The sequence below is a fragment of the Nocardia uniformis NBRC 13702 genome (genome assembly GCF_001613345.1).
GTDB classification, from domain to species: Bacteria; Actinomycetota; Actinomycetes; order Mycobacteriales; family Mycobacteriaceae; genus Nocardia; species Nocardia uniformis.
Genome location: NZ_BDCE01000128.1, coordinates 1 through 13,474 on the forward strand (window position 1 = coordinate 1; position 13,474 = coordinate 13,474).

Sequence of the window (13,474 nt, forward strand, 5' to 3'; positions counted from 1 at the left end):
TCATGCTTCCGCCTCCATCGATCGGTAATAGAGACCTCCGCCGACGCGTGACGAGTTCGTGATGGCGTCCGTGGCAGCGCTGCCGCTGGCTGCCACATCGTTGCCGAACACGCGCCCACGCCGCGATCCGTGCAGCTGGCAGACGCCTTTGCGAACGCACGATAATGCCGCTTGCGGCGCTGATCGGAGCGGCCACGGAGCGCGCCCGAAGACCAACGGGCTGAGGTCATCTCGATCAACTGCAACGCACGATAATGCCGAATTCCGGATGTCCGGCCGACTTGATCTACAGTCGGCCGAACCCCTAGTGGACCATCGTGTAGTGGCTATGGCTCCAATTCGAGGCAGAGGCCGACCTGATGGCCGCCTGCCCTGGTCTGGATCGGTGCGGGCATGCTCGCGCCATCTGTGCCCATCGGTATAGGTGTGGTGGACAGCATGGCGTACGCCTGCGCAAGCTGATACAAGGCCTCGGATGCCTTGCCATGCTTGGCATCGACGATGGCTCGCGCCTCCTGCGCGATGGCTTCGAGCAGAGCGTTGCGGGCGTCGATCGCGGCAGGAACTTCCCGCACCCGGACCACGGCAGGCGGCATGTCGGGCTCGGAGGAGTGTTCGGTGGGCGTCATATCTTGGATTTCCATAGCTCTCCTTCGATCGAACAGGACGATCCAAGGCTAGCTTTGCGAGCATCAGCTGGAGCGCGAAATAGGTTCCACAGCAACCTAACTGGTGAGCTTCCGAGCCTAACGCCAGAGTGTCGAGACCGGCACTGCTGACTGCGCGATGCCTCATCATGCCCCCGCGGGCGCGGTCTGGTAGGGACAAGTCCACACCTGGCCATAGTCGACGCGAGCGAGCTCTAATGCCGCATGTCGCGCTGTCCGAACCGGCCAGCGCGGTGCAGCGGAAGATCAACTGGCAGTGCTCATCCGAGGCCGGCGGACGCACCATACTGTCGATGATCGGTCAGGGTTCATAGAAATCGGCCTTCGACCGTGACGGATCGTAGGGCGCTCGTTTCCGTACCGTAATCCGTTGCGCCGTAATGATTGCCGCACCTTCGCCGATACCTCTTGGTACTGCGACACACTGAGTAGCTAGTGCAGTTCAGGGTGTCGCTGCCGGATTCGCTCCCACGGTGCGGGGACCGGCACCTGACGCGGGATCCGGCACACCGTGACCCGCATTCACGCCAGCGTCCAGCTGGCTCATCGTCGCATCGCTCTGATACGACAGCAAGAAAGACAACGCCCATGACGAATTCGCTTGGTGCTGCCCACTCCGCGCTCACCGTTCCCGCATCGCCAGCCGCCACCACCCGCCGCGGGCTCATGGTCCTAGCGTCCGCGGCCGCTCTCGCCGTGTCCGGCTCGTTGGTGGCCGCTCCCGCTCACGCGGACGCGCTCGTCCAGATCGCCGGGCCGGCCAGCCCGGTACCGACCGGGACGCCCTACACCTACACCGTTACCGTGCCCAGCTTCCCCGACGATTTCCTGCTAGCCCTCGTCGTCGACCTCAGCGGCGCGGCAGCGACCTTCACCGGCGTCTCCAACAACGGCACCATGGACTGCACCGCGTCCGGTACCCACGCCTTGTGCCTCAACTACAACAACACCCCCTTCCCGGCGGTCGTCACCCTGACGGTGCTCCCCACCGCCACCGGAACAGTGACCGCCAACGCCGTAGCGGAAATCAATGCAAGCCCTGACGGCACGGACAGCACCACCACCACGATCGGGAACCCGGCCTTCCCGTTCACCGGGTTCTTCGCCCCGGTCGACAACCCGCCCACCGTCAACACCATGAAAGCCGGCGCCGCCGTTCCAGTGAAGTTCGGCCTCGGCGGCGACCAAGGCCTGAACATTTTCGCTTCCGGTTCCCCGGCCTCCCAGCAGGTCGACTGCCAAAGCGGCGCCACCACCTCGCCGGTCGAGGAGACCGTCACCGCCGGTGGCAACAGCCTGTCCTACGACTCCGCAACCAGCCGATACAACTACGTGTGGAAGACCGACAAGGCATGGGCGGGCACCTGCCGCACCCTCGATCTGAACCTCACCGACGGCACCGACCACACTGCCCACTTCGCCTTCGACTAACCCACCCAGCCGCAGACGGCACCGGCTCATTTCGACCCGGGCCTCCTACCTCACGGAGACCCGGGTCAGACCGGCAGCAGGTGATAGGAGCCAGGCGACCACGCCCAGGGCCCAGAACTGAAGCATCGCAACACTTCTGAGCATTAAAGCGCCGAACGCCAGCCTTCGATTGCAGCTTTGTGCACGGTCCTCTCCGAACACCAGGTAACCAGCCACGCTGCGAGCGGCGAGAAGCGATCTCGGGGCTCCGGAAATCGGCGAACCACAAGGATCATGTGCCAGCCGAACCGTTGGGTAGGCCGGGAACGCTGATGCGCAGCCACGAACTCACACTCGGCCGAAGCTTCGGTGTGGTGTTCGACCACGGTGACGACTTCTACACCGCGCTCGCCGACTTCTGCCGAACCCACAACCTTCGGCAGGGATACATCCCCTCGTTCATCGCGGGCTTCAGCTCGGTCGACATCGTCGGCACCTGCGACAAACTCGACAATCCGGCCGCACCTGTCTGGACACGGGTGCACCTCACCAACGTCGAAGCCTTCGGAGGCGGCGGCACACTTGCCTACGACCCCGAGACCGACACCGTCCTGCCGCACATCCACATCGCGGTAGGGCTCAAAGAACAGTCGGCGACGGGATACACCAGCCACCTTCTCGCGGCCACAGTGCAGTTTCTCACCGAGATGCTCGTCATCGAGGTCACCTCGCCATCCATGACACGGCGACCGCAGCCGGATCTGTTCGATGTACCGCTGCTCCGATTCGACTGAGCCCTGCCGCAATCACCGAGTTGGATTGCGATTGCCCTGGCGGTTCGTCGGCATTCCTTGTGACGATCGGCGCGAAGCGTAGCGGTCCGAATGCCCTATGCCGACGTGCGAGCGTTCAGTTCCTGTCGCGCAGATCCGTCGAGTCCAGCGTGATCGGTTAACCCTCTGTGGGCGATCGGCTCCACCTAGCATGTAGAGGCTGCTTAATACTCTTTGCGCAGAGCGGATTTCAAGGAGTGCAGATGACCAGTAGCGAAGATCAGACCACTGCGTCCACAACCGATGACGAGATCCACCAGATTCCGATAACAATCCAGCCGCCGGGCGACGCAGAGACCCGCGACGTACTGTTGCGAGCGATCAGCCGGGAGACCCAATTCGTCACAGATAAACTTCAGGGCCACGCGTCCAAAGCCCTCGAGGAACTGGCCAGGGCCTTCGCCTTGGTGAGCGCGACCGTGCCGACCAGCGGTGCGTCTCCGACAGTCGGCATGTCAGGAAGAAGCGCCACCTACGACGTGAGGAACACCGAAGGCTCCGTTCACGCCTATGTCGAAGGGGGACCAGCCTCGCTGTATTAACGGCTGAGCGTTAGCTGCCACCTCTTGGAAGAGGGGACCATAGCCAGCCCCTACCTAGGGAGGGGCTGGCTATTGTGCTGACGGGCCGGGAACACGGCGTGCGGCTAGAGCGCGGCGGCGGCGCGGTAGCGCCGCCGCAACATCCGGTTCAGACACCTCCCCGAACATCTGATAATGCCGTGGCGTGCGGTTCGGCTGGCCGCCAATTGATCTCGCAAACGCACGGACATAGCCGATTATCGTGCAACTGCGCCCGTCTGATCGTGCTCTGCGATGTCGGCGATCAGCACGTGGTGTTGCGCCGCGGAGGTATGACGGACCGGTCAGCCATCGGAATTTGACTGGTGCAGAACAGGTTCGAATCAGCCCAGGCGGCCTGAGAGTTCGAGTTCGGCTGCGGCCAATGCAGCACTTCGCGGACAATGAATGTGCTACCCCGGTTGCGTCGAATGTTGTTCGCCGCGACCGACGTTCATCACAGCGGCGAGCTGTTGCCCCGACATCGTGGGTCGATCGCGGTGCGTGTGGTGATGGTGTCGTCGAGATACCAGAGCAGGGGACATCGATGGACACTTCAGGGATTCCCGAGGGTGAACAGCTGTACTTGTTCACGGGCGGAACGATATTGACCGTTGACCGGGCCTTCTCGATTGCCGAGGCAATCGCGGTTCAGGGCAATCGGATCGTAGCGGTCGGCGCGGAGGCGACGGTACGCGACATCGTGGGGGTGGGAGCCACGGAGATCGATCTGGCGGGCCGAACGATGTTGCCGGGCTTCGTCGATGCCCATACCCACGTGTTGACCGGCAGCATGGTGGCGGCTCTGATGGAGTACGTCGGCATGGCGCGCTTCGCCACCGTGCGAGAAGTACTCGATCATCTGACAGACATGGCAAGGCAAGCGCCCGAAGGTAAATGGATCCTCGCCCGCAATTTCGATCCGGCAGTGCAACCGGACCTGGCAGCGCTGACGTTCGCCGAACTCGACGCGGTATCGACCGCGCACCCGGTGTTCGTCCTCAACGCCTCCGGACACATTGCCTACGCGAATTCCGCGGCGTTCGCCGCCGCAGGCATCGGAGAGGATGTGGAGGATCCGGACGGAGCCGAGTTCGTTCGCGATGCCGACGGAAAACTCACCGGGACAATGAAGAACGGTGTCGCATACAACCAGGTCCTGGGGAAATGCGACGCCGCTGCCGGATTGAACCCGGTCGACGCGCTGATCGACCTACTCGAAGGTTGGCGGCAGGTCGGGTTGACCACGGTGAGTGAACTGGGATTGGGCACCTTGAGCCACACACCCGACGACCTCACCGTCCTGACGCAGGCAGCAGGCACCGGCAACCTGAAGACCCGCATCCGCGCCTACTCCTTCTACACCCTCGGGACCGACACCTGGGACGCGGCGGGGGTGCGGCCGGGCGATGGCGACGCGCTGGTGCGCATCGCCGGCTACAAACTCGTCGCCGACGGCTCCAACCAGGGATTCACCGGCCTGCAACGCGAGCCGTATCTCGATACCGACAACTACGGAATCGCCTACATGGAGCCTAAGGTGCTCGCCGCGGAGGCGGTCGACCGCGCGAGCAAGGGCTGGTCGCTCGCGATCCACGGCAATGGCGACGCCGGTATCGACAACATCCTGGATGCCTGCGACGCGATACGCGATGCCGGGGTGGAGCCAGGCGCTGCGCGAGTGCGGATCGAGCACTGCTCGATCCTGCACGACGAACAGATCACCCGCATGAAAGACCTGGGCGTATCCGCCAGCTTCCTGATCGGGCATGTCCACTACTGGGGTATTGCGATGCGCGACACAGTCTTCGGCACACAGAAGGCATTGCTGCTCGACCGGTGCCGCAGCGTGGAGGCAGCGGGAATCGGGTTCACGCTGCACTCCGACTTCATGGTCACCGACCCCCACCCACTGCACATGATCGAGATGGCTGTCACCCGGCGTACCTGGAAAGAACCCGACTATGTGCTGGCACCCGAAGAGCGCATATCGGTGGAATCAGCAATCCGCGCCGTGACATCCGAAGCGGCGTGGCAGCTGTCCTCCGAACATGAAGTCGGCAGCCTCGAAGTCGGCAAATACGCCGACTTCGTCATCCTCGACCAAGACCCCCGCGCCGTCCCACCCGATCAGATCAAAGACATCACAGTCCTGGAAACCTGGATGAACGGCAACCAGGTCTACTAAGGGAACTACCACCGACCGTCGACAAGCTGATCCGGCGGTCGGATCGCGTCGACACCCAGCCGCCGAGCGCGCGGTTCGGCCCGGCCGCGCCAAGCGCTGACTACAGTCGAGGCAAGTGAGCGATAATGCCGCGACCGCGCTGATCGAACCGGCCAGCGCTTGGCATCAAAGATCAACCAGCTAGGGCGATCAGGGGGCCGATCCAACGCACCATATTGCCGAATTGAGGTAGAGGACCGCGCCTTGCGGCCATCCGGTCGCGCGCTGTGCCGACCGCGGCGGCGAACCACCCGTGGACCGGCTACTTCACATCGCCGGGTTGGAACTGCTCGACGTCGCCCCACTCCCACGCGATCATTCTGTCCTTGGCAGCGTCCCTGATCAGTGCCCATACGGTATCGAGGTCGCGGTCGGGAGGCAGGTCAATCGCGATGTGGCGATCCCCGCTCCATTCTGATTTCAGGTGGCTTTGCGTAATAGCGCGGTCGATGGCGCCGTGTAGCTGTGTGGCCTCGTCATCCGACAGCGTCGGCAGCAGGAGGATGCGAATGACTCGGTGCTCGGACTTCTCGAGCAGTTCGGTCACCTGTTGATCGGCCGGATCCAGCCTCACTCGATCACCGAGCGCGAGGCCGTAGACACGGAATGGAATGCATGAAACCTTGAAGGTGTCCTCACCCTGTCGCTCGAGCCAGAGCTGTTCGAGTGTGCCTGGAAAGCCGTACGGTTCGAGGTTGGCCATGGCTATGAAATTGGAAGTATCACGGTCAACCGGTGATTCATGAGTGATGTAGTACGGTCCGGCGTGACCGTGCGGATGGTCTTTGCCGAAGGGGTGTGAGCGGCTCGGACAGGCTGTGGCAGACAACGTCCGCTCATCAGCGTAAGACGTTTCGTGTCAAGCGGTTCGGTCGGTGCCCTTGGCTGTCGTCGTCCCGGCATCGCGGCGATCACGGCTTGAGCTCGAGCGGGAGTGAGCGGGTTCGTTTCCCGGGTGGTCAGATGCCGATAGCGGGCGGCATAAACCGGGTGGGTGCCCCACACGCCTCGCCAAGCAGCCAACCGCAGTCCGGGGCGCCCGGCTCCGGTGAGTCTGGCGCGGCCGGTGAAGGCACCGGACTTCTTCTCCCGAGGTGCGAGACCGGCGTGTTCGACCACCGCCCGAGCAGTGGGAAACCGTGTGGGATCGCCGGTTTCGGCCAGGATCGCCGCTGCCCCGCCCGCGGACAGCCCGACGATCGAGGTGACCAGATCGGTGAGCCGGAGCTCATCGAGCACACCGGTCATGCGAGCCTCGGTCTCGGCCAGGCGCTGCTTGGCCTCGGCCCAGTCCTCGAGCAGCAGATGCACTCGTTCCACGGCGCCGCGGCGGTGGGCGAGCACCCCGGCCGGATCATCCGGTGCCGCAAACAGTTTCCCGGTGATCCGAAAACACGGCCGCTTCGCGCCGCCGCGGGTGACCTCGCCACGGATCAGGCGCTCGAGCCGGTTTCGGCCCAACCGGCGGGTGCGGGCGAAATCGCCGCCATCGCGGCCACAGATCACCCGCAACGCGGCCATCCAGGTCCGGGATTCGAACGGTTGCTGGGCGGCTTCGAGAGCGGCCGGCCACACGCATTCGAGCAGGGCGCGGATCTGCTGGATCTGGGCGACTATCTCGGCCAGCAGTCCAGGCCGCCTTGGCCGAGCATTTTCTATGCCGCGTGGCGCGCCGTTCGAACCGGCCACGCGGCACGGCCGAAGTCCAACGCACCGACTTCATCTCGGGCCTGGCGACGCACCATAACGCCGAGTATCGGCCATCACCGCGATCAGCCGGAAGTTTGTCGTGCGGGTGCTCTGCGATCAGAACAGGATCAGCGCGGCGCACGGGCCGACAATGGCAATGCACTGCGGGGTGACCCTATGGCAGGGCTGCCGACACCAGCACCGGGCGCAGCATGTCCTCGATGGCGCGCCGGACCTGCTCCGGGGCGAGGTCGAGGTCCTGGCGCAGGATCCGCCAGGTAGTCGCGTCGCAGGCGACCACCACCTGCGCCTTCCGGCGCTCCTGGGCCTGCTGGTCATCTCCGGGGGCCAGGTGCTCCTCGAACGCCGTGCGGCACCACGTGAGGTGGAACTGCCGGCCAGGTCGCGGCCGATTCGGCGACGCCCGCCCCACAGCCTGCCTGACGCCATTTGGCGCGTGTTGGTGTTCGTGTGTAATGGCGTGCACACCACAGATGAGGGCGCGAGCACCTGGGCTGGCAGGCCGGTCCCCAGCGGGGCGGCCGTCGAGAGCGCACTCCGCCACCACCTGGCCGTCCTCTATACGCGCATCCAGCATTGCCGCTGATTGTCTGCCCGGCAGGCCGATCGCCTGCCGGGCAATGTCTTGCAACCAGCCGCGTACCGCGCTGATCGAACCAGCCACGCGGCACGGCCGAAGATCAACGCACCGACTTCATCTCGGGCCTGGCGACGCACCTAATGCCGAATTGAGTGTGTTCGACGAGTCGTGACTGCCGTTGAGAACGGGGGCTCGGTGGTCGGTCGCAAACCGGTTCGGTGCCAGCGGAGTCGGCGGTCGGTGCGCTGAGACTTATGCTGCGTGGGATCGGTGTCCTGGTGGTAGACCGGAGTGCGCAACCGCGGCAAGAAGTCTCGGATAGAGGCGTTGCGGCCTTCCGTGTTGATCACACTCAGGATTCGGAGGCGTAGCGGCCGACGAGCTCGCTGTCTTGGCGCGAGGTGGCGTCGTTGAATCCGAGGATGTACCCGTCCGGGTCGGCGATATAGAACTCCCGCGTGCCGGTGTGATCAGCGGAGGGCCCGCGAATGATGTCGGTGACCGCCGCACAGGTGTCGAGCATGGATTGGAAGTCGCGAACCTCGAGATAGAACATTCCGGTGAACCCGATCTGCTTGCCCTGTAGCGAAGGCAGCCAGTTCTCCAGTTGTGTGTGGCGGTAGAGCATTCCGCAGAACTGGCCGTCGAACAGGACCATGTGGATATCGGTGTCCTCGGTGGCAGTTTGGCTGTCGACGGTGAATCCGAGCTGCTCGTAGAATGCCTTGCTCACCGCGGTGTCTCGCACACCGAGGCAGGGTGTGAACGGCATTGGTCTCTCCTTTCGTCGGCTGTCTCTCGAAAACGGCGGGTCAGTTGAGTTGTTTGACCAGGATGTTGTATTCGCCCGCAATCGTATGGGCTGTCCAGCCTTCGTTGCGGTAGAGCTGCTGGGCGGGTCGGTTGTCGCGGTGGACGCCGAGGGACAAATTGGTGATCCCTGATCTCCTGGCAGTGTCCTGGAGTTGTCGTAGCAGCGCAGTTCCCAGCCCTCGACCGCGCTGCTTCGCGACCGTCGCGATGGTGAGTTCGGGGGTGCGGTCGTCGATGAACGCCGGGGAAGCGTTCGAATGGTCGAACAACCGCGCCCACGCCGCGCCGACGGGCGTGCCGTGTTCATCATGGGCGATCACGCCGAGATCGGAGGGTTTACCCCACTCCGCGACGTAGCGGTAGGAATCCGGCGTCTCCGGCAGATCGTCGACGGTGAGCACGTGACCGGAAGCAACGGCGGCTTCGATCAGCATCTGAGCCAAGAACTGCTGATCCTCGGCGGTGGACGTGCGAAAAGTGAACTCGGTGAGTGGCATGAGGGGTTTCCTGTGCTTGGGCAACGGTTCGGCCGACGGCGCTCTGCTGTGGAGGGCGCGCCGACCGAGCCGCCGCGATGGGTCAGGGTGTGGATTGAGGTCGTAACCGGTCTTGCAGCCGCTGGCTGTGGTTGCCGTAATCGGGTTGGTTGAGCACGGCGGGCGGGAAATCGGTGTGTAGCAGCAGCCGTCCGAGCCGCTCCTCCAGGCATCCGATACATAAGATCGTGTCCTCGCGGGCGCCGGCGGTGTGCCAGACGGTGTCGTGCACGCAGTACCACTCGTCGGGTCCATCCAGCGGCGCGGTCGGCGATCCGCAGTCGTGACAACGGAATTCGTCGCGACCTGGCAGTCGGCGGCGTGCGAGGCGCGTGAGAAGTCGGTGCACGCTGGTTCGGGTGATGGTTACGTCGTGGCGCGCCGCTGCACGCTGCCCTTCTTCAGGCATGAGGTGCACACCTTCATCCGTACGGGCGTGCCGTCTTTCACGGCGCGCACAGGCTGGATATTCGGGTTGAACCGCCGGCTGGTCCGCCCCTTGACGTATCGCTGCTGGGCTCGACGTCCCGCACGGGCGACGCGTTTTCCGAAGTTCGGCTTCTTGCCGCAGACATCACAGTGGGCAGACATGGTCTCTCCTGTTCTCCGAGGCTTTCGCCGTCGGCTCGATGGATCGGTTTCGAAGCGATAGTGTCGGCGGTACCCACGAGGCCCGCGAGGCGTTTTCATCCGATGCGGTTTCGCCGAAAACGCCTCCGACCAGCTCGGATGATTCCGCCGACGAGGTCTTGAAATCAGACGATCGGTGCAGATCGCATCCGGGGCGATGCGATCTGCACGATTTCAGATCCATCCGCTGTGGGTGGCGATCCGGATCGCCTCGATGCGGTTGCGGGCACCGAGTTTGCGGTTGATCGCGGCGAGAATGTTGCGGATCGTGCCGGGCGAAAGATGCAGTGCCGCAGCGATTTCACCAGGCGTGCGCCCCGCTGCGGCCAGCCTGAGAATGTCGATGTCACGGGCACCGAGCGGATTGCCCGGCATGTGCAACACCTCCGCGACGGTATGCGCCTCCAGGACCCGCTCACCGCGGGCGACTCGACACACGGCGTCGGTCAGCGCGCTGATCGACACGTCTTTGCTCAGTAGCCCCTCCACCCGTGCCGCCAGTGCCGATCTGAGCAGGTCGGGTCGGTTCGGTGGGGTCATGAGGAGGACCCGGCAGCCGGGCAGCGCGGATTTGAGCTGCACGGCGGCCGAGACTCCGTCCAGCCCTGCGAGATCGGCGTCGAGCAATGCGATCGTGGGTCGGGTACGCAGTGCGCTGGGCACCACGTCGGTGCCCAGCGGCACCTGGGCGACCACGTCGACCCCGGGCACGCCGGACAAGACTGTGGCCATTGCTTCTCGGGGCAGCCGCAAGCTGCCGGCGAACAGCACTCTGATCATGGAGGTTCCATTTCGGAGAACGCCGAATAGGTTATGGCCCCGTCGTTCCCCTCCGCGGGTCCGCAGAGGGGAACGATCGGGGGTCAGGTGCGTGGCTGGCGGCGGGGCAGCAGAAACATCAACGCCCACATGACTACTGCCGCGGCGATGATGTACCACAGCGTGCTCGCGAACGCGTCGATCACGACAGTTCCTCGGCTGCCGGCGGGGGCGTGCACGAAGTACAGCACCGAGGCCAGGGCGATACCGATCGCAGTACCGACCTGCATCGCGGTGTTGAACACACCCGATGCCGCGCCCATATCCGCAGGGTCGACCCCACCGAGAGCCAGCGCGGCAACACCCGCACCGATCATGCCGAAACCACACCCGAGCGCCAGCATGGGAGCGATCGCGGCAGCGAACGCGACCTCGGTGCCCTGGCCGGTGACCAGCAGCTCGTACCCGAGCAGGGCGAGCGCCACCAGCAGCGCACCGGCCTGTGGTACTCGACGGGCATGGGCCAGAACGAGTTTCGACGCGAGCATCGCACCACCCATTCCGCCGACGGCCACCGCGGCCGCAGCCGGGGCGAACCGGGCCGGGGACAGGCCCAGACCGTCCTGCATGAACAACGTCCAGCTCAGCAGGAACACACCCGACACCAGGCCGAAGACCAGCTGAGCGGATACCCCGCCGACGAACGACTTTTCGCGGAACAGCGACAGCGACACCAACGGTGATCCGTCCTTGGCGGTCTTGGCGCGCTGCTGCCCCACGAACGCGGCCAGCACGAGCAGTGCGAGCAGCATCATGACCACACTCCATGCGGGCCAATGCTTCTCACCACCCACCGTCAGCGGGTAGACGATCAGCAGCAAGCCCGCGCTACACAGCGCGATGCCTACCGGATCGAGGCGTCGGGCATGAGGGTCGCGGGACTCCGGGATGAACCGAACACCCACGACCACCGCGGCCAACCCGATGGGCACGTTGATCAAAAAGATTGTCCGCCAGCCCAGATCGAACAGATCCGCGCCGGTCAGGACGCCGCCGAGGACCGGGCCGAGCACGCCGCCCAGCGACATGATCAGTCCGTACAGGCCGAACGCCTTGGCGCGTGCCTGACCGTCGAAGCTGACATAGAGCACAGCCAGCACCTGCGGCACCATGACCGCCGCCCCGGCGCCTTGCAGCGCGCGGGCCGTGATCAGCATGGCCGGTCCGGTCGCCAGGCCGCACAACAGCGAGGCGAGAGTGAAGGCGGCGGTGCCGGTCAGGAAGACGCGCTTGCGGCCGTAGAGATCGCCGAGTCGTCCGCCGGTGATCAAGCCGAGGGCGAACACCAGCGTGTAGGCGGCCGGAATCCATTGCACCGCAGCGCTTGTCGCGCCGGTATCGGATTGGATAGACGGCAACGCCGTGTAGACGATCGAGCCGTCGAGTGCGTTCATCAGTTCGGCGACCAGCACGACGATCAGGGTGATGGTCAGAGCCCGACCCGCAGCGCCGGCGCTGCCGCGGGTGGTGTCGAGGGTTTCCGAAGTCACGAAAACCTCCTGTTCTGAACAGTTGATTAGGGGATACGGGCAGGCCAGGGCCACGTACGCCAACTGCGCACAGGAGGGTGGAAGAGGGTACGACAAAGCGCCCAGGCCATCGGGAAAAGCCGTCCACGACATGACCGGAGCACGCGTGTGCGGCTCACGGGGTCAGTGCCGGAACAACGGCTACTTGGCCTGGGAAGGAATAAGTCATCACCTCGAAGTTGATCGGAGCGCACGCGTGTTCGCATACGCACGCTGCAACGCCTCGGGCGGATTGATCACCGATCGGCGCACTAACAGCTAAGTACAGTTGTACCCTAACTCCGGTTGCTCTCGGGGCGAATGTGCCCCGAATCTCACTAAGTACATCTGTACCCTGGAGCGGTGGCGATACAACAGTGGCTGTGCGGGCGAACATGACCGAAGCAGCCGAGGAACGTCCGAAACAGGTGCGCCGACGGCGATTCGACCCGAACCGCCGCGAACGCATCGCTCGGGCCGCGGTCCAGGTCATCGGTGAGCGCGGAGTGGAGGGTTTGACCCACCGCGCGGTCGCCGAGGCCGCCGACGTCCCGATCGCCGGCACCACCTATCACTTCACCGGCAAAGAGGAACTGCTCGCCGCGGCGCTGGAGATCTGCGTCGGCGACTACGAGGCGATCATGGCCTCGATCGTCGAGGACGGTCCCACGAGGACGATCGCCGAGATCATCGACCAAACCGCTACGGCCCTGGTCGACTGCTTCAGCAACGAACGCGTGGTCACCACTGTGCAACTCGAGCTGTACGTCGCCGCTATCCGCCGCCCCGCGCTACGGCCGATCGCTGATCGCTTCACTGAAGCCACCCGCACCATGTACGCCCATTACACCGACGCCGACACCGCCGCGCTGCTCACCGACACCGCGCAGGGACTCACCCTGCGCGGCATGGCGACCGACACCCCACCCACCACGGATCGAATCCGGGAGCTGCTTACCCGTTGCTTGCCGTGAGCGCTTCGACGCCGACTTGTAGCCCCGGCTCGGATCGATCGACTGGTGTGACCGTGCTGGCCGATGTCGAAATGCACTGGATTGCCGCATTCACCGACAGCACTTGCGCGCACATCTGGTTCGGCAGGCTCGAGCAGCCGACGTCCGCACACCATCAGAAGCATTCGAAGAAGTGTTGCGATGACCGCCTGAGCCCGCACCGATTT

At 64.5% G+C, this 13,474-nt stretch carries 15 protein-coding genes; 5 read left to right on the forward strand and 10 right to left on the reverse strand.

Annotated elements, in window-relative coordinates:
• Positions 1-326: 326 nt before the first annotated feature.
• The gene (locus NU1_RS39455) at positions 327-644 is read right to left on the reverse strand and encodes a hypothetical protein (RefSeq protein ID WP_067529586.1); all 318 of its coding nucleotides are present in this window, start codon (positions 642-644) and stop codon (positions 327-329) included.
• Positions 645-1,256: 612 nt separating this feature from the next.
• Between NU1_RS39455 and NU1_RS39460 the strand changes: the two genes are divergently transcribed.
• The 4 genes from NU1_RS39460 to NU1_RS39475 all read left to right on the forward strand — a co-directional run bounded on the left by NU1_RS39460 (position 1,257) and on the right by NU1_RS39475 (position 5,659).
• On the forward strand, positions 1,257-2,099 hold the full coding sequence (locus tag NU1_RS39460) for a PxKF domain-containing protein (RefSeq protein ID WP_067529588.1): 843 nt from the start codon (positions 1,257-1,259) through the stop codon (positions 2,097-2,099).
• A gap of 311 nt (positions 2,100-2,410) precedes the next feature.
• Positions 2,411-2,872, forward strand: a complete 462-nt coding sequence (locus NU1_RS39465) for a PPC domain-containing DNA-binding protein (RefSeq protein ID WP_067529590.1) — start codon at positions 2,411-2,413, stop codon at positions 2,870-2,872.
• Positions 2,873-3,114: 242 nt separating this feature from the next.
• The gene (locus tag NU1_RS39470; protein WP_157553635.1) at positions 3,115-3,453 is read left to right on the forward strand and encodes a hypothetical protein; all 339 of its coding nucleotides are present in this window, start codon (positions 3,115-3,117) and stop codon (positions 3,451-3,453) included.
• A gap of 565 nt (positions 3,454-4,018) precedes the next feature.
• Positions 4,019-5,659: an amidohydrolase gene (locus NU1_RS39475; RefSeq protein WP_067529594.1), complete on the forward strand. Its 1,641-nt coding sequence runs from the start codon at positions 4,019-4,021 to the stop codon at positions 5,657-5,659.
• Positions 5,660-5,960: 301 nt separating this feature from the next.
• Here the strand turns inward: NU1_RS39475 and NU1_RS39480 are convergent, their stop codons facing one another.
• The 9 genes from NU1_RS39480 to NU1_RS39515 all read right to left on the reverse strand — a co-directional run bounded on the left by NU1_RS39480 (position 5,961) and on the right by NU1_RS39515 (position 12,276).
• Positions 5,961-6,401, reverse strand: a complete 441-nt coding sequence (locus tag NU1_RS39480; RefSeq protein ID WP_067529599.1) for a DUF4265 domain-containing protein — start codon at positions 6,399-6,401, stop codon at positions 5,961-5,963.
• 2 nt (positions 6,402-6,403) lie between these two features.
• Entirely contained in the window at positions 6,404-7,387 is a 984-nt protein-coding gene (locus NU1_RS39485) for a transposase (RefSeq protein WP_157553637.1), read from the reverse strand.
• A 175-nt stretch (positions 7,388-7,562) separates the two neighbouring features.
• The gene (locus NU1_RS39490; RefSeq protein ID WP_157553638.1) at positions 7,563-8,072 is read right to left on the reverse strand and encodes a hypothetical protein; all 510 of its coding nucleotides are present in this window, start codon (positions 8,070-8,072) and stop codon (positions 7,563-7,565) included.
• A gap of 268 nt (positions 8,073-8,340) precedes the next feature.
• A complete protein-coding gene (locus tag NU1_RS39495) occupies positions 8,341-8,760 on the reverse strand; it encodes a VOC family protein (RefSeq protein WP_067529607.1) in 420 nt (139 codons plus the stop codon).
• A 40-nt stretch (positions 8,761-8,800) separates the two neighbouring features.
• The gene (locus tag NU1_RS42485) at positions 8,801-9,298 is read right to left on the reverse strand and encodes a GNAT family N-acetyltransferase (RefSeq protein WP_067529610.1); all 498 of its coding nucleotides are present in this window, start codon (positions 9,296-9,298) and stop codon (positions 8,801-8,803) included.
• Positions 9,299-9,380: 82 nt separating this feature from the next.
• A complete protein-coding gene (locus tag NU1_RS42490) occupies positions 9,381-9,569 on the reverse strand; it encodes a hypothetical protein (protein WP_169815218.1) in 189 nt (62 codons plus the stop codon).
• Positions 9,570-9,703: 134 nt separating this feature from the next.
• The gene (rpmB, locus tag NU1_RS40990) at positions 9,704-9,928 is read right to left on the reverse strand and encodes a 50S ribosomal protein L28 (RefSeq protein ID WP_084522235.1); all 225 of its coding nucleotides are present in this window, start codon (positions 9,926-9,928) and stop codon (positions 9,704-9,706) included.
• 213 nt (positions 9,929-10,141) lie between these two features.
• Positions 10,142-10,747, reverse strand: a complete 606-nt coding sequence (locus NU1_RS39510; RefSeq protein ID WP_067529614.1) for a response regulator transcription factor — start codon at positions 10,745-10,747, stop codon at positions 10,142-10,144.
• 83 nt (positions 10,748-10,830) lie between these two features.
• On the reverse strand, positions 10,831-12,276 hold the full coding sequence (locus tag NU1_RS39515; RefSeq protein WP_212762200.1) for an MFS transporter: 1,446 nt from the start codon (positions 12,274-12,276) through the stop codon (positions 10,831-10,833).
• Between the two features lie 413 nt (positions 12,277-12,689).
• Between NU1_RS39515 and NU1_RS39520 the strand changes: the two genes are divergently transcribed.
• Entirely contained in the window at positions 12,690-13,268 is a 579-nt protein-coding gene (locus tag NU1_RS39520; protein ID WP_067529616.1) for a TetR/AcrR family transcriptional regulator, read from the forward strand.
• Positions 13,269-13,474: the final 206 nt, after the last annotated feature.